Raw genomic sequence first — 14,882 nt, forward strand, 5'->3', positions numbered from 1 at the left:
CCATGGACCTGTTCGGAGACCCGGCCACCTGGCTGCCCCTCGCCTTCGCCGCGCTGCTTGGGCTGTCGATCCTGATCTACGTCGTCCTTGACGGGTTCGACCTTGGCGTGGGGGTTCTGTTCCCCTTCGCCGCGCCCGATGAAAAAGACCGCATGGTCGCCTCCATCGGCCCGTTCTGGGACGCGAACGAAACTTGGCTGGTGCTGGCCATCGGCATCCTGCTGGTGGCCTTCCCATCGGCTCATGGTACGATCCTGACCGCACTTTATCTGCCCGTTGCCGTTATGCTGGTTGGCCTGATCCTGCGTGGTGTCTCGTTCGAGTTCCGCGTCAAGGCGCCGATCCGGCACAAGGGCGCGTGGGATGCCGCGTTCTACATCGGCTCGATGATGACGTCGCTCAGCCAGGGCTACATGCTGGGCATGTACATTATGGGGCTGGAGGTGACGGCCTTTACGCTGGCCTTCTCGGCAGTGACGGCTGTGTTCCTGACCGTGGCCTACAGCTTCATCGGCGCAACCTGGCTGATCCTGAAGACCGAAGGCGCGTTGCAACTGAAAGCGGTCGAATGGTCCAAAGGCGGGATCTGGGGTGTCGTGCTGGGCATGGGCGCGGTCTCGCTGGCGTCACCCTTGGTCAGCGAGCGCATTTTCGACAAGTGGTTCACGATGCCCGAGTTCTTCCTGCTGCTGCCTTTGCCTCTCATGTCCGGCGCTCTGATCGTGCTCCTGTGGCTGGCACTCCACCGCCTGCCCACCAGCGATGACAGCTTTGCGTGGTTCCCCTTCGCCGCAACCATCGTGCTTTTCGTGCTGGGCTTTTTCGGGATGGCCTATTCGTTCTACCCGTTCATCGTGCCGGAACAACTGACGATCTACGAAGCGGCCAGCGCGCCCGAAAGCCTGTTCATCATCCTGATCGGCACACTTTTCGTGCTGCCGATGATCCTGGGATACACAGCATTGGCCTACACGGTGTTCCGGGGCAAGGCGACGGCGCTCAGCTACGAGTAGCGGCGCGCACCGCTGCTATACGGGCACAAAAGAGGGGGCCGCGGGGCCCCCTCAAAGTCTACCGGATCGGTGGTGCCTGACGGATCAGGCGACGTCAAACTGCAGCGGTTTGACCTGCCGGAACAGGCCCGTCGCCTTGAGCTTGTCCACCACATTGGCGGGCACCGGCTCGTCCACGTACAGCAGCGCAATCGCCTCACCCTTTGCAGCCGAGCGGCCCAGGGTGAAGTTCGCGATGTTCACGTTGTTCTGGCCCATGGTCATGCCCAGCGTCCCGATGATGCCCGGCACGTCTTCGTTCGTGGTGTAGACCATATGCGCCCCGATCTCGGCGTCGATATTGATGCCCTTGATCTGGATGAAGCGCGGCTTGCCGTCGCTGAACACCGTGCCTGCGATGGAGCGTTCGCGTTCCGCCGTCACCACGGTCACCTTGATGTAGCCGTCAAAGGCACCGGATTTCGCCTGATTGGTGGTGCTGATCTTGATGCCGCGCTCCTTGGCGATAAGCGGCGCGCTGACCATGTTCACGTCCGGATTGACCCGCTTCATGATGCCCGAAATCGCGGAACAGTTCAGGGCATCTAGATTCATCTGCGCGACGGACCCGTCGTAAAGAATGTTGATCGCCTTGATCGGCTCGTCGGTCATCTGGCCGATAAAGCTGCCCAGGTGATCGGCTAGTTTGATCCACGGGCCCATGATCTTGGCTTCCTCGGCGGTCACCGACGGCATGTTGAGCGCGTTTTCAACAGCACCGGTCAGCAGGTAGTTGGCCATCTGCTCGGCCACCTGAAGCGCCACGTTTTCCTGCGCTTCGGTGGTTGCCGCGCCAAGGTGCGGGGTGCAGACCACGTTGGGCAGGTTGAAGAGCGGATTCTCGGTGGCGGGTTCTTCGCTGAACACGTCGAACGCGGCACCTGCCACATGGCCGGATTTGAGCAGATCGGCCAACGCCTCTTCATCGACCAGACCACCACGGGCACAGTTGATGATCCGCACGCCTTTCTTGGTCTTCTCGAGGTTCTCGCGGCTCAGGATGTTACGGGTCTGATCCGTCAGCGGCACATGCAGGGTGATGAAATCGGCACGCTTGAGCAGGTCGTCGAATTCGACCTTCTCGACCTGCATCTGCTTGGCCTTGTCTTCACCGAGGAAGGGATCGTAGGCGATGACCTTCATCTTCAGGCCACGGGCACGATCACAGACGATACCGCCGATATTGCCCGCGCCGATCACGCCCAGCGTCTTGCCGGTGAGTTCCACACCCATGAATTTCGACTTTTCCCACTTGCCCGCATGGGTCGAAGCAGACGCTTCCGGGATTTGACGCGCACAGGCGAACATCATGGCAATCGCGTGTTCGGCGGTGGTGATCATGTTGCCGAAGGGCGTGTTCATGACGATCACGCCTTTCTTAGAGGCGGCGTCCTTGTCGATGTTGTCGGTGCCGATCCCGGCGCGGCCGATCACCTTGAGGTTGGTCGCGTTCTCGAGGATCGTCGGCGTGACCTTGGTGGCCGAGCGGATCGCAAGGCCATCATATTCGCCGATCACTTCGGCCAGCTTGTCCTTGTCCTTGCCCAGTTCGGGGCGGAAATCGACCTCGATCCCACGGTCCTTGAAGATCTGGACGGCGGCATCGGAAAGTTTGTCAGAGATGAGTACACGGGGGGCCATGTCAGTGGTCCTTTGAAAATATGGGAGGGGTGGCGGGCACATGCCCGCCCTACGCATTTTGGGGAGGCCGGGCTTCAGCCCGGCGCGCGTCACGCAGCCTGGGCGAGCGCCTCGATCTCGGCGTGGAACGCCCAGTCGAGCCACGGCAACATCGCTTTGATGTCCGCCGTTTCGACCGTGCCACCGCACCAGATTCGCAGACCTGCCGGCGCATCGCGATACGCGCCGATGTCCAGCGCCACGCCTTCGGCCTCGAGCCGCTTGGCGACCGCTTTGGCGAATGCCGCGCCATCGGTGATGCGATCATCGGTAAACTTCAGACAGACCGAGGTGTTCGACCGTGTGGCCGGATCTTCGGCAAGGTTGGCGATCCAGTCATTCGCCTCGCAGAAATCCCAGACAGCCTTGGCGTTCGCATCCGCCCGCGCCATCAGGCCCTTGAGACCGCCAACCGACCGCGCCCAGTCCAGCGCGAGAAGGTAGTCTTCGACCGCGAGCATGGACGGCGTGTTGATGGTCTCACCAACAAAGATGCCTTCGATCAGCTTGCCGCCCTTGGTCATGCGGAAGATCTTGGGCATCGGCCATGCCGGTGTGTAGGATTCGAGCCGTTCAACGGCACGGGGGCTCAGGATCAGCATGCCATGCGCCGCTTCGCCGCCCAGCACTTTCTGCCACGAGAAAGTCGTCACATCGAGCTTGTCCCACGGCAAGTCCTGCGCAAACGCTGCCGATGTGGCGTCACAGATCGTCAGACCGGCGCGGTCCGCCGGGATCGCGTCGCCATTGGGCATCCGCACGCCGGAGGTGGTGCCGTTCCAGGTGAACACGACATCGGTGTCGTAATCGACCGTCGCCATGTCGACGATTTGACCGTAGTCTGCGGTTTTCACCTCAGCGTCGATCTTGAGCTGTTTCACCACATCGGTGACCCAGCCAGCACCAAAGGATTCCCAGGCGACCATCGTGGCCTTGCGTGCGCCCAGAAGCGACCACATTGCCATTTCAACCGCGCCGGTATCGGACGCGGGAACGATGCCGATCTTATAGTCGGCGGGCACGCCAAGCAGCGCGCGTGTCTCTTCGATCGCGGCTTTCAGCTTGGCCTTGCCGACACCAGCGCGGTGCGAACGACCCAGCGGCGCGTCGGCGAGATTTTCCAGTTTGTAAACGGGGGGTTTGGCACAGGGGCCAGAGGAGAACCGCGGATTGACCGGCCGCGATGCCGGTTGTGCAATAGCCATTTTAGCTACCCTTCCAGATAAGCGCCCCTCGTTGGGGAGGGGTGTCCCACGAATCGGATACCCGAATCCCAAGAAAATATGCAAGTAATAAAACGCCCTATCATGCAGACCAATGCAGTCTTTTGCAGAACGATGCAGGAACAAATGTTTCCGATTGGCACAAAACTGACACAGCAGGTTCTGCCAATGTTCCCGCGCTCACAAAAGAAAACCCCGGCGCGACGGCAATCGCAACCGGGGTTAAAAGCGCATGTGAAGCTACCCAACTTCCCGGACACGATAGCCCGGTTTGGGCCGGTGCGCCAGCCATAATCCTGCGGCATTTCTGCGGGGTGGCGGTATGACGATCCCGTTCAACATCTTCCCGGTGGGGCCTGACAAGGCCCCGCTAATCAAGGGCTGGCAAGAGGCCGCGACCCGCGACCCTGAGACCATCGCCGAATGGCAGGCGCAAGGCGTCCGGGCATGGGGCATCCCGACCGGCGCGCGCAACGGTCTGTTTGTGATCGACCTGGACGTGGACAAGGACACGGGCGAGCGGATAGGGCGCGATAGCTTGCTGGCACTGCCGCGCTATGCGGACCTGTATGACCATGCCTTTGTCGCCACGCCCTCAGGTGGGCGGCACATCTACTGCCAGCACTTCGACGGGGCGCGCAACAGCACGTCCAAGATCGGTCCCAAGATCGACACTCGCGGGGAAGGCGGCTACGTGGTCGCCCCCGGCTCTCAGGTTGCGGGCGGCTTCTATGTCGGCAGCGTTCCCGAAGTCCTGCCCCCTGTCCCGATGGGCTTGCGGGCGATGCTGCTGCACACGCCGACCGCGCCCCAGCGGACCTTTGACCGCCTGACCCCCACGGGCGAGGTTGAGGAACTGCTGGGGCACATTTCACCGGACCTGTCCTATCAGGATTGGGTGTCCGTCCTCATGGCGCTGCACGACCGCTACGGCGGCTCTGAGGAAGGGCTGGCGCTTGCGGATCGGTGGAGCGCGGGCGGGTCCAAGTATCGCAAGGGCGAGGTTGCCGCCAAGTGGCGCAGCTTCAAGCGCTGCGGCGTGTCCTGGGCGACCATCCCGGCGCTGGCCCGCCAGAACGGGGCTGACCTCTCTGACATTGCGCGGAGGTGGGCGGCATGACTGTGATTAACATGGGCGATATGCGCCGGTCCCGCGCGTCCGAGATTGAAAACCGCCTCGTGAGCCTTGGGGCAATCGAGGCGGTGTTGACCAGTAACTACATGGTCAAGGGCTGGTTGGACCGAAATTGCCTTTCGATGCTCTACGGGCCGTCCAACGCGGGCAAGACGTTCGTGGCTTTAGACATTGCCATGCACATCGCGGCGGGCCAGACGTGGCGCGGCTTGCGGGTGAACGGCGGACCGGTTCTATACATCGCGGCTGAGGGCGGGGCGGGCATCCGCAACCGCCTTGCAGCGATCAAGCGTGACAAGCCGGATATGCGCAATGCGCCGTTTACGCTCTTGCCTGTCGGGCTGGACCTGCATGGGCAGGGCGATGCGCTTGCAGTTTGCGAGATCATGCCTGATGCAGATCCTGCCCTTGTCGTGATTGATACTCTCGCGCGGTCTATGGGCACCGGCGACGAGAACACCGCGAAAGACGCGGCCATGTTCGTGCGCAACTGCGACCTGATCCGCGAGGCAACAGGCGCTCATGTCATGGTGATCCACCACACCGGCAAGGATGAGGACCGGGGCGCACGTGGTTCGTCTGCCCTGCGGGCGGCGGTGGATAACGAGATACAAGTTACCGCCGATGGCGAGATCATATCTCGCAAGCAACGCGATCAAGAACCGCCTTTACCGCTACATTTCACTCTGCGGTCTGTGGTGCTGGGTGTCGATGAAGACGGCGACCCCGTGACAAGCGCCGTGGTGGATGAAGCCGAACCGCCCAAGAAAGAACGCAAGCCCCTGACTGGCAAGAACGAGGTGGCAATGCAGGCGCTGCAAGACGCCTTGCGCGACCATGGCGAGACGAGAACGGGCAAAATGTATCCGTCCAATCGGAAGGTTGTGCACGTGGATCATTGGCGCGCGGCCTGTGACGCCCACGGATTGACGAAGGGTGTCAGCGATAGCGCGGCTCGAACTGCATTCATGCGCGCCAAGGTCAAGCTGATGGACATGGATGAGGTGCGCGAGTGGGGCGACCATGTTTGGAGGGTTCAGGATGATGATTGACCGTCACGAACGTCACAAGCCGTCACAGTGCGTCACAAGTGCAGGCCAGATTTACCGTCACGAACGTCACACACCTCTAGAAGGTGTGACGATTGTGACGCTGGCGACGATGGACGCTGATCTGGTCCCAATGCCCCAGATTGGAGGTGCTGGGGGGGCCGCGGGGCGGGGTCTTCCTTTCTCTCTCCCAAAAAAATCTGGGGAGGATAGCTGATGGCCAGGGCATCGAAAGAGGCGGCGGCGGCACTGCGGTTCCTTCCCAAGCTGGTGGTCCCTGAGGGCCGTCTTGCTGGCAAGCGGGTCAAGCTGGCCACGTATCAGAAAGAATTTGTACGCGGCGCTTTCGCCGATGGCATCGAGGCCGGGGTGTTGTCGATCGGTCGCGGCAACGCAAAGACGGCGCTTTCGGCTGGCATCGCGCTTGGGCATCTCATGGGCGAGATTGCGCCTCAGCCGAAACGCGAGATCATTTTCGCGGCTCGTAACCGCGACCAAGCCAAGACTGCTTTCGGGTTTCTGCTGGGTTTCATCGAAGGTCTGCCAGAGGATGAGCAGGCACAATTCACGATCCGGCGGGGCAGCAAGTTGGAAGTCGAGACGGCGGAAAACGGCGGCGGTCTGGCGCGGGTTATCGCGGCGGATGGCAAGTCAATTCTTGGCGGCGCTCCGACGCTGGCCATTCTGGACGAACGGGCGGCATGGGAACGCGAAAAGGGCGATGCTCTGGAGAACGCGATCTTGTCGGGTCTTGGCAAGCGTGACGGGCGGGCGTTGATTATTTCAACGTCGGCACCGGATGACGCAAACACCTTCAGCAGGTGGTTGGATGAACCGCCACCCGGCACCTATGTGCAGGAACACCGCCCGGACCCCGGCTTGCCCCCTGACGATCTGGAAAGCCTGCTGGTGGCGAACCCCGGCGCGGCTGAGGGCATCGGACCTTCTGCGGAATGGCTTACGGCGCAGGCACGGCGGGCGATTGCACGTGGCGGCTCTGCCCTGTCCAGTTTCCGCAACCTGAACCGGAACGAGCGTGTCGCGTCCGACAATCGCTCTGTCCTTCTGACGGTTGACGAATGGCTTGGGTGCGAGGTCGCGCCTGACGATCTGCCCGTGCGTGAGGGTCCAGTTGTCATGGGTGTGGACCTTGGCGGGTCGCGCAGCATGTCGGCGGCGGCGCTCTACTGGCCAGAGACGGGCCGCTTGGAATGTGTCGGGGCCTTCCCCTGCAATCCCGGTCTTGCGGATCGTGGGCAAGCTGACGGCGTGTCTGGCCGCTATGTCGAGATGCGCGACCGAGGAGAACTCGTGACCATGGGTGACACGACCGTGCCCGTGGGTCGGTTCCTTGCCAGCGTTGTCGAGCGGTTGAACGGGCAAGCCCCGGCGGCAATCGCGGGTGATCGGTTCCGCCATGCTGAGTTTCTTGAGGCGCTGCGAGACGCGGGTCTAGAGCGTGTGCCGTTCATTTGGCGCGGGTTCGGATGGAAAGACGGCTCCGAGGACATCGAACGGACGCGGCGCGCAGTTTTTGAGGGGCAGGTGCGCACGGTGCCGTCCCTGCTACTGCGATCTGCCTTTGCTGACGCAATCACACTTGTTGACCCGGCTGGCAATCACAAGCTGGCGGCGGGGCGCAGTACGGGCCGGGTGGACCCGGTGGCCGCAACCGTTGTTGCCGTCGCTCAAGGGCAGCGCATGAAGCGCGCGCCAAAACCACATTCGGGGAGAGTAGCATGGGGCTGAAATACGCCGCCCATCGGTTGATATATCAATTCGGGCAAGTTGGAAAAATCGTCAAACCGGGTGAGCCAACGGGGCCGGTCTTTGCGCCTATTCCAGGCGAACCTACGGAGCACACCGTAGCTGTCGCTTTGACGGATTACACGCATGAAGAAAGGGCGAACATGGCTATCTCCGAGGAGATGATGCGCGTCTACATGGCCCCTTCTGAGATCGTACCGACGAACGCCGATACACTTCTGATCGGAGAAAATGAGTATTCGATTATTTCAGTGAAGACCGCGTTCAAGGCGAACATTGTGCTCTACCACGAATTGCAGGTGCGCCGATGAGCAAGAGAAGTGAATTCGCGCGGCATAGCGCCAAGATCATTCGCGGCCCCCGGTGGAAGGCGCTCAGAATGCAGGCGCTTGAGCGTGACGACTGGCGTTGCGTCCAGTGTGGAACGCGCAAGGGCCTTGAGTGCGATCATATCGAGCCGGTCAAGACGCATCCGCAACTGGCCTACGTCCTGAGCAATTTGCAGATCCTATGTGGAGCCTGCCACGCGAGGAAAACCCGAATTGAGGTGGGCCACAAAGCCCTGACCCCAAAACGCCAGCAATGGCGCGATCTGCTGCGCGATATGCAGCGAAACCCTATCGAGCAATAGGAGAACATCATGCTTGATTCTGTGAAAATCCAACGTCGCCAGAGTGAAATTCGCCAGCAATTGGCGGAACTGGTGGGCAAGGATAAACCGACTGAAGACGAAACCCGTTCCATGGAAACACTGGACGCCGAATATCGGTCCAACGAAACCCGCTATCGGGCGGCGCTGGTGGCAGAAGACGACGAACGCCGCGAGGCTGGAGCAGAACTTGAGACACGTTCTGATCGTGAGTGGTCCGAACTGGCATCTCGCTTTGAAGTCCGTCAAGTGGCGCTTGCCCTGGACGAAGGCCGCGCCCTGTCGGGTCAAACGGCTGAAGTGGTGGAGGAACTTCGGAGCGCCGGCGGTTTCCAAGGCATCCCGGTTCCGCTTGAGGCTCTGGAAACACGCGCTGGTGAAACACTGGCGGGCGGTGTGCCTGACCCTATCCGCACAATGCCGACGATTGATCGTCTGTTTGCGGCATCGTCGGCGACTCGCATGGGCGCGCGTATGATCCAAGTTGGCACGGGTGAGATTGAATATCCCGTCGGCACTGGTGGCGCACAACCGGGCTGGGCTGGGTCTGAGACTGGCGACGTTCCGGGGCCGCAAGCCTATACAACTGTTGATCGTCCCATGCGTCCTGACTACACGCTTGGCGTCCAGATGAAAATCACGCGCAAGGCTTTGAAGCAGGCGGGCGCAGGTTTGGAACAAGCCGTTCGTCGGGATATGTCAGCGGCAATCCAGCAAGAGGTTGACCGCGTTATCTTCCAAGGTTCCGGGTCTGGTGGTGAGCCTTTGGGCATCTTTCCGGGCGCGTCCACCTACGGCATCACTGAGACGGCGATTGACGCGGCGGCGTCCTATGCGGCGTTTCGTGCGGCGGCTGTGCGTTTCATGACGGCGAACGCGGCGAATAGCTTGGGTGCTATCAATCTGTTGCTGCGTCCTGAAGTCTTTGACGGCATGGATGACGACTTGTTGACGGGCACGGCTGTTTCCGAATGGGATCGGCTTACCGCCAAGATCGGCAACGTAGTGTTGACAACCAACGGCATCCTTGCCCCCGCTGGCGGTCCCCCGGTGGAGAGCACGGCGCTGTTGACGACGGCAACCAACGGTGTGGCGCCTGTCTTCTGCGGCATGTGGGGAGCGGTGGACATGATCCGCGATCCGTTCAGCGATGCGAAATCCGGTCAACTTCGCCTGACCGCGCTTACCACAATGGACGTGACTGTGGCGCGTGGTGTGCAACTTGAAATCCTGACCGGGGTGCAGTGATGCTGACCGGCTTTGCAGATGGCGGTCTGGAACTACGCAAACGGGCATCCGGCGCTCTGACGCTGCAAGGCCGGTTCCCTTACAACAAACGCGCGGTCCTGTCCGATGGTGGCAGGACCGGGCGACCCCGCAAAGAGGTTATCGCCTCACGCGCATTCGCCTATCGGGTGGAGCGTCCGAACGAGGACATCCACCTGTTGATCGGGCATAGCTATGACCGGCCCCTTGCATCGCGCGGGGCTGGCACACTGGACCTGAAAGACAGTGACGATGCTCTGACATTCACCGCGTCAATCACTGAGGAAATGCAAGAGGTCAGTTTTGTGCGCGACTTTCTCGCGGCTTTCCGCGCGGGTCTGATCGTCGGTATCAGTCCCGGCTTTCGGATACCGCCAGAACGCGCAGTAGCTGAGGCTGAGAGGGTGGAAGAGGAGGACCCTTCGGAGGGCATGGCGCTGATCCGAACGATCCTCGCGGCGCTGCTGTACGAGATCAGCGTTGTGACGCGACCCGCCTATGATGAAACCCAAATTGAAGAACGCAACTGGCAACCTGGCCGGGTGATCCTGCCCGTGCGCGTTCATCCGTCTGCCCGGTGGAGGGCGTGACCATGACGATTGATCTGATCAAACAATTCGAGGCGGTCCCGACGGCATATCCGGCGGCACCGTCTGGCCTATCGGCTGAGGCGGCGGCGCTTGATCCTGACATGATCTGGGCGCGGATCGAGGCTTATATTGCGCACCGATGGACCCCGCGCCAAGTGATTTGGATTGTTGAAGGTGACGGCGATTGGTGCCCGAACTTGGCCCCGCTTGAAGTGACAGCAGAGGAAATGTGGAACGGCACTGCATGGGTGTCAGCGACCGTCTACGCCTCGCCATATGGCGGCTATCGCCTGACTCAGGCGGGGCTTTTCCGCTTCACTGGCACTGTCGGTGCAAACGCTGGCGACGTGCCTGCGGCTGTCTTTGAGGCGTTCAAGCGGTTGGCATCGTACTACGCCGACTGTGACGACCGGGCCGGGGCGAATTCGGTTTCCGAACGTCTGGGCGATCTGGAAACAAGTGTCACACGCAACCCCGCATGGATGGCGCGCGCAATGCAGAATAGCGGCGCGGCTGATCTGTTGCGCCCATATCGGAGGGCCTGAGGATGTGGCCATTCAAACGAAAAGAGAAGATCGAAACCCGTTCAAGCGGCACCGGATACACAACGCAAGTGATGCAGGCGCGCGCCGATTACATCACGGGCGTTGACGGTGTTGCCGAACTCACGGGCACCGTTCAAGGCTGTGTGAGCCTGTGGGAGGGCGGTCTAAGCCTTGCCGATGTGGACGGCACCGACATGCTGACCCCGTTCCACCTTGCGCTTGCAGCGCGTGCTCTGGCGCTCCGAGGTGAGTGTGTCTTCTACATGGCTGGTGATCGGCTCATTCCTGCGAGTGACTGGGATTTGACGACGCGCTTTACCCGGCCTGTGGCCTACCGTTTGGGCCTGCCAGATACCGGCGGCGGCAAGTCGGTCACGGCGCTGGCGGCTGAGGTGCTGCATTTCAGGATCGGCGCAGATGTGAACATGCCGTATGTCGGTCAATCGCCACTTAGACGGGCACGGCTGACGGCGGGCTTGCTGCAAGTGATCGAGATGGCATTGCAGGAGGTGTACGCCAATGCGCCGCTGGGATCGTCGGTCATTCCCATGCCTGAGCAACCGGAAACCGATATGAACGATCTGGCCCGTGGGTTCCGCCAGTTTCGCGGCAAGGTGCTCGTGCGCGAGTCGGTGCACGTGGCGGCGGCGGGCGGTCCTGCGCCTCAGACGGATTTAAAGCCGAACGACATTAGCCCGGACTTGTCGCGGTCTATGACCAAGGAGTCTCTGGCATCGGCGCGGGCATCAATCGAGATGGTGTATGGCGTCCTGCCCGGCCTGAGCAATCCTTCCACAACCGGGCCCATGGTGCGCGAGGCGCAACGGCATCTCGCGCAGTGGGCGCTTATGCCGGTGGCGGCCATGATTGCGCAAGAGGCGTCCGACAAGCTGGGAGCGCCTGTCGCCCTGGACGTGATGCGGCCGCTGCAAGCCTTCGACGCTGGTGGCCGTGCTCGTGCCCTGTCGGCAATCGTTCAAACACTGGCACTGGCGAAAGAGGCGGGTGTTGATCCTGACACTGCCATGAAGCTGGTGGACTGGGATAGCGTGTAGCCTTCTGCGCGCTTGGGCAGGTTGCGCCCTGTGGTCAGACGCCAAAGCAACCTCGTTAGTCGGTGAGTGGATAAACCCCGACATTGCACGGTCCATCCTCCTTTGGGCGCGGTGCTGGCCCGTGGCGTCTGGTGTTTCGCCACGGGCTATTTTTGATCCGACCGCCACTGGCGGAGGAATACGACGCTGCGCAGGAACGCGGCGAAGCACCTGTGCGTGGTGGAGACCGAAAGTCAGATCAAAGGGGAAGCGATGCCCCTTTGATTTCACCGGACGACATAGGCGGAAAAGATGCCTTGAAAGATTATCGCCGCTTGCGCGACGCCGAAAATGCAGACCTTGGCCTTCGCCGCGACGAAATCCACGAGGCTCGCGGGCTATTTTTTAAGCCTCACGCCAGCGCCGCCGCCATTCTCTGCGATGAATTCTACCCCGGCTTGTTCAAGGGCCGTGCGGATGATCTGGACCGTGGCGGGCTTCAATTCTTCGCCACGTTCAAGACGGGATATGGTATTGGGCGAAATGCCCGCCATGTCTGCCAACTCGCGCAAGCCTAGTCCTGTTGCCGCGCGGGCCATTTTGCATTGTGTGGCGTTCATTTGGTAGCCTCGCTACTTTTTTTGTTTGACTGTTAATAGGCTCCAATGGTAGCCCTGCTATCACAGTAACACAATCGGAGAACATGACAATGTCCAAAGACCGCGCCTGCGCGAACAACCCCGCTTTGTCCCGTCGAGCCTTTGTTGCAGGACTGGCACCTGCTGTACTTGCGCCAATGAGTGCAGCGGCAATGACCAGTACCACACCCTCAGTCGCCGAACATGTGGAGCGTCTTTTGTCTTCTGTCGTTCCGCACCATCACCAAGATTATCAGATTGTAAGCAAAGCTGATCTGCAAGCGTTGTGCAGCGCGGCCAATGTCGAGTGGCGCGGGCATTGGGGTGAATGAAAAGTGTTGACCGTGTGAACATCTCACAGTACCAATGTCGTGAGATGTTCACACGCGATGATGATATGCCACGGCAGTTGCCGAAATATCTGGCCGAATATTCGGCTTCAGAGGTGAGCTCTGTCGTGGGCATTTCGGCTCACAATCTGAGAGATTGGAGGCGACGTGGTTTGCTAATCAACTACGGAGAGCAGGGCGAAAACAAAGTCTGGCGATACTCCGTTCTTGATCTGACTGCGCTTTGGGTTGTTAAAAACCTGAACGATCTGGCCGAGTTTTCCCGCGCAAGGGGTGTTGCGTACTTCGTTCTTTCCAGCGTTTCACTGGCGAAATTTAAGCTTGGTATCAAACACTACGATTACGCCTTAAGCGAAATTGATCTGGGTGATGAATGCATTTTCATCGGTCATTATCCCGGAGGACACCAAAGCGTACTAAAGCTGAGATCCTTCGCCAGCGCACCGAAAGGCTTCATAAGAGCCGAGGTTTTCAATATCTCTGAGATGTTCTCGTCAATGCCTGTTGATTTGAAGGAAGCTGTGTTCACTGCATCCTCAAGCAACCTCGAGCATTACCCAGAAAGGGGCGAGAAAGTCACGCGCGGAAAAGAAGTTGCGAAAGCGCTTTCCGAGAACCGTCCACAGCAAACGCCGAAGGGTGCATAATGTCCCGTCCGGCCCTGCCCCTCTACACCACGCCTGAGGAACTCGCCGCGCATCTCGGCGCGTCCGAGCGTTTCGTGCGTGATGAGGTTCGGGCGCTTGGGTGTTTTGCGAAGATCGGCGCGCGGGTCATAATGCGGGAACATCACGTTGACGCCTTCATGGAGGCAATGGAATGTCGCTCACACTCTACCGCCGGGGCCAAATCTGGCACTACCGAGGAACGGTTGCCGGTAGGCGACTCCGAGGCTCTACAGGCACGGCTGACAAGAAAATCGCCGAACGCATCCGCGCGGAAAAAGAGGCCGAAGCGTGGCAATGTCGTTTCGATGGGCCGGGGGCACGGTTGACCATGGCCAAAGCATTCATTGCATACCTGGACGGCGGCGGCGAAGACCGCTTTGTTGCCAAGCTGAACGCTCATTGGGGCAACAAGCTGGTGTCCGAGATCACGCCGGACATGATCCACCGGGCAGCGCCGAAAATCTATCCCGGCTGTACTGGCGCGACATGGAACCGCCAAGTGATTGCCCCGACTATTGCAGCAATCAATCTCTGCGCCGAACGGGGCTGGTGTAGTCCGATTAAGGCCAAGCGTTACAAAGTCAATGCAAAGACGAAAGTCCCGGCTGATCTGGCGTGGGTTAATGCCTTCGCTTCTCAGGCTTGCCAAGATGGTCTTGTTCATTTGGCGGCGATGGCAGTGTTCATGTTCGGCACGGGCGCGCGCGTAGGTGAAGCAACCGCACTCATATGGTCTGACGTTGATTTGGACAATGCCAAGGCGACAATCCACCAGACCAAGATTGACGACACGCGCAAGGCTCACTTGCCGCAACAGGTGCTTACCGCTCTACGCAACATCCCGTCGAATCGTGCCCCTGACGATCTGGTGTTTGGCTACGCCGGTCGGGGCAGTGTGACGAAGGTTTGGAACAACGTGGCAGCGCGCGCCGGGATCGAGCCGTTGACACCGCATTGTTGCCGTCACGGCTTTGCGACGACGATGATGCGCAAGGGCATCGACGTGAAAACTATTGCCAAGGCTGGTGGGTGGAAGGACGCCGCAACAGTGCTGCGCACCTACGCTCACGCCCTTGACGATAAGACCGTGACAGACGCGGTTTTTGACACACCAGTGACACAAGGTCAAAACACTGGTGACGTAACTAACTCAAACAAAAGGAAAAAACGCGCATGACCGCTTACCCTCGTTGGGGAGGGGTGTCCCACCGCCGCGTTTAAGCGGGCCGCGTGCGC

At 60.4% G+C, this 14,882-nt stretch carries 16 protein-coding genes; 13 read left to right on the forward strand and 3 right to left on the reverse strand.

The features are described from left to right. Nucleotides 1-2: 2 nt before the first annotated feature. Nucleotides 3-1,013 carry a cytochrome d ubiquinol oxidase subunit II gene (locus MRY75_RS07575; protein WP_292306597.1) on the forward strand — a complete coding sequence of 337 codons (1,011 nt, stop codon included), beginning with the start codon at nucleotides 3-5 and terminating at the stop codon, nucleotides 1,011-1,013. Nucleotides 1,014-1,097: 84 nt separating this feature from the next. On the opposite strand, the gene serA is transcribed toward MRY75_RS07575, so the two are convergent. Beyond that, nucleotides 1,098-2,693, reverse strand: coding sequence for a phosphoglycerate dehydrogenase (gene serA / locus MRY75_RS07580; protein WP_292306599.1), 1,596 nt, complete (start codon nucleotides 2,691-2,693; stop codon nucleotides 1,098-1,100). Nucleotides 2,694-2,782: 89 nt separating this feature from the next. Further along, nucleotides 2,783-3,937, reverse strand: a complete 1,155-nt coding sequence (locus MRY75_RS07585) for a phosphoserine transaminase (protein ID WP_292306601.1) — start codon at nucleotides 3,935-3,937, stop codon at nucleotides 2,783-2,785. A 340-nt stretch (nucleotides 3,938-4,277) separates the two neighbouring features. Between MRY75_RS07585 and MRY75_RS07590 the strand changes: the two genes are divergently transcribed. The 9 genes from MRY75_RS07590 (at nucleotide 4,278) to MRY75_RS07630 (ending at nucleotide 12,011) form a co-directional block, all read left to right on the forward strand. Beyond that, nucleotides 4,278-5,075, forward strand: coding sequence for a bifunctional DNA primase/polymerase (locus MRY75_RS07590; protein WP_292306603.1), 798 nt, complete (start codon nucleotides 4,278-4,280; stop codon nucleotides 5,073-5,075). After that, a complete protein-coding gene (locus MRY75_RS07595; protein WP_292306605.1) occupies nucleotides 5,072-6,142 on the forward strand; it encodes a helicase RepA family protein in 1,071 nt (356 codons plus the stop codon). Before MRY75_RS07590 ends, MRY75_RS07595 begins: the two co-directional genes overlap by 4 nt. Nucleotides 6,143-6,355: 213 nt before the next feature. Next, on the forward strand, nucleotides 6,356-7,888 hold the full coding sequence (locus MRY75_RS07600; RefSeq protein WP_292306607.1) for a terminase large subunit: 1,533 nt from the start codon (nucleotides 6,356-6,358) through the stop codon (nucleotides 7,886-7,888). Beyond that, nucleotides 7,879-8,217: a hypothetical protein gene (locus MRY75_RS07605; RefSeq protein ID WP_292306609.1), complete on the forward strand. Its 339-nt coding sequence runs from the start codon at nucleotides 7,879-7,881 to the stop codon at nucleotides 8,215-8,217. The genes MRY75_RS07600 and MRY75_RS07605 overlap by 10 nt, the downstream gene beginning before the upstream one ends. Nucleotides 8,218-8,285: 68 nt before the next feature. Further along, nucleotides 8,286-8,537 carry an HNH endonuclease signature motif containing protein gene (locus tag MRY75_RS07610; protein ID WP_292306610.1) on the forward strand — a complete coding sequence of 84 codons (252 nt, stop codon included), beginning with the start codon at nucleotides 8,286-8,288 and terminating at the stop codon, nucleotides 8,535-8,537. A gap of 9 nt (nucleotides 8,538-8,546) precedes the next feature. Continuing rightward, nucleotides 8,547-9,803 (forward strand): phage major capsid protein, encoded by a 1,257-nt coding sequence (locus MRY75_RS07615; protein WP_292306612.1) that lies wholly within the window; start codon nucleotides 8,547-8,549, stop codon nucleotides 9,801-9,803. Beyond that, nucleotides 9,803-10,411: an HK97 family phage prohead protease gene (locus MRY75_RS07620; protein WP_292306613.1), complete on the forward strand. Its 609-nt coding sequence runs from the start codon at nucleotides 9,803-9,805 to the stop codon at nucleotides 10,409-10,411. The genes MRY75_RS07615 and MRY75_RS07620 overlap by 1 nt, the downstream gene beginning before the upstream one ends. Nucleotides 10,412-10,413: 2 nt before the next feature. Continuing rightward, nucleotides 10,414-10,956: a hypothetical protein gene (locus tag MRY75_RS07625; RefSeq protein WP_292306615.1), complete on the forward strand. Its 543-nt coding sequence runs from the start codon at nucleotides 10,414-10,416 to the stop codon at nucleotides 10,954-10,956. 2 nt (nucleotides 10,957-10,958) lie between these two features. Further along, nucleotides 10,959-12,011 (forward strand): hypothetical protein, encoded by a 1,053-nt coding sequence (locus tag MRY75_RS07630; protein WP_292306617.1) that lies wholly within the window; start codon nucleotides 10,959-10,961, stop codon nucleotides 12,009-12,011. 377 nt (nucleotides 12,012-12,388) lie between these two features. Here MRY75_RS07630 and MRY75_RS07635 read toward each other — a convergent pair whose 3' ends face one another. Continuing rightward, entirely contained in the window at nucleotides 12,389-12,610 is a 222-nt protein-coding gene (locus MRY75_RS07635) for a helix-turn-helix transcriptional regulator (RefSeq protein ID WP_366934917.1), read from the reverse strand. A gap of 89 nt (nucleotides 12,611-12,699) precedes the next feature. Here MRY75_RS07635 and MRY75_RS07640 point away from each other — a divergent pair, with 89 nt between their 5' ends. The 3 genes from MRY75_RS07640 to MRY75_RS07650 all read left to right on the forward strand — a co-directional run bounded on the left by MRY75_RS07640 (nucleotide 12,700) and on the right by MRY75_RS07650 (nucleotide 14,823). After that, nucleotides 12,700-12,960, forward strand: coding sequence for a hypothetical protein (locus MRY75_RS07640; protein ID WP_292306619.1), 261 nt, complete (start codon nucleotides 12,700-12,702; stop codon nucleotides 12,958-12,960). 44 nt (nucleotides 12,961-13,004) lie between these two features. Beyond that, complete coding sequence (locus MRY75_RS07645; RefSeq protein WP_292306621.1) at nucleotides 13,005-13,625, forward strand: MerR family transcriptional regulator; 621 nt, start codon at nucleotides 13,005-13,007, stop codon at nucleotides 13,623-13,625. A 172-nt stretch (nucleotides 13,626-13,797) separates the two neighbouring features. After that, entirely contained in the window at nucleotides 13,798-14,823 is a 1,026-nt protein-coding gene (locus MRY75_RS07650) for a site-specific integrase (RefSeq protein WP_292306623.1), read from the forward strand. Nucleotides 14,824-14,882: the final 59 nt, after the last annotated feature.

Origin of the sequence: Marivita sp. (assembly GCF_022763305.1) — a bacterium.
Taxonomy (GTDB): Bacteria; Pseudomonadota; Alphaproteobacteria; order Rhodobacterales; family Rhodobacteraceae; genus Marivita.

Coding starts and splice junctions, on each gene's coding strand:
- MRY75_RS07575 (WP_292306597.1), top strand. CDS start 3: ATGGACCTGTTCGGAGACCCGGCCACCTGGCTGCCCCTCGCCTTCGCC.
- serA (WP_292306599.1), bottom strand. CDS start 2,693: ATGGCCCCCCGTGTACTCATCTCTGACAAACTTTCCGATGCCGCCGTC.
- MRY75_RS07585 (WP_292306601.1), bottom strand. CDS start 3,937: ATGGCTATTGCACAACCGGCATCGCGGCCGGTCAATCCGCGGTTCTCC.
- MRY75_RS07590 (WP_292306603.1), top strand. CDS start 4,278: ATGACGATCCCGTTCAACATCTTCCCGGTGGGGCCTGACAAGGCCCCG.
- MRY75_RS07595 (WP_292306605.1), top strand. CDS start 5,072: ATGACTGTGATTAACATGGGCGATATGCGCCGGTCCCGCGCGTCCGAG.
- MRY75_RS07600 (WP_292306607.1), top strand. CDS start 6,356: ATGGCCAGGGCATCGAAAGAGGCGGCGGCGGCACTGCGGTTCCTTCCC.
- MRY75_RS07605 (WP_292306609.1), top strand. CDS start 7,879: ATGGGGCTGAAATACGCCGCCCATCGGTTGATATATCAATTCGGGCAA.
- MRY75_RS07610 (WP_292306610.1), top strand. CDS start 8,286: ATGCAGGCGCTTGAGCGTGACGACTGGCGTTGCGTCCAGTGTGGAACG.
- MRY75_RS07615 (WP_292306612.1), top strand. CDS start 8,547: ATGCTTGATTCTGTGAAAATCCAACGTCGCCAGAGTGAAATTCGCCAG.
- MRY75_RS07620 (WP_292306613.1), top strand. CDS start 9,803: ATGCTGACCGGCTTTGCAGATGGCGGTCTGGAACTACGCAAACGGGCA.
- MRY75_RS07625 (WP_292306615.1), top strand. CDS start 10,414: ATGACGATTGATCTGATCAAACAATTCGAGGCGGTCCCGACGGCATAT.
- MRY75_RS07630 (WP_292306617.1), top strand. CDS start 10,959: ATGTGGCCATTCAAACGAAAAGAGAAGATCGAAACCCGTTCAAGCGGC.
- MRY75_RS07635 (WP_366934917.1), bottom strand. CDS start 12,610: ATGAACGCCACACAATGCAAAATGGCCCGCGCGGCAACAGGACTAGGC.
- MRY75_RS07640 (WP_292306619.1), top strand. CDS start 12,700: ATGTCCAAAGACCGCGCCTGCGCGAACAACCCCGCTTTGTCCCGTCGA.
- MRY75_RS07645 (WP_292306621.1), top strand. CDS start 13,005: ATGTTCACACGCGATGATGATATGCCACGGCAGTTGCCGAAATATCTG.
- MRY75_RS07650 (WP_292306623.1), top strand. CDS start 13,798: ATGTCGCTCACACTCTACCGCCGGGGCCAAATCTGGCACTACCGAGGA.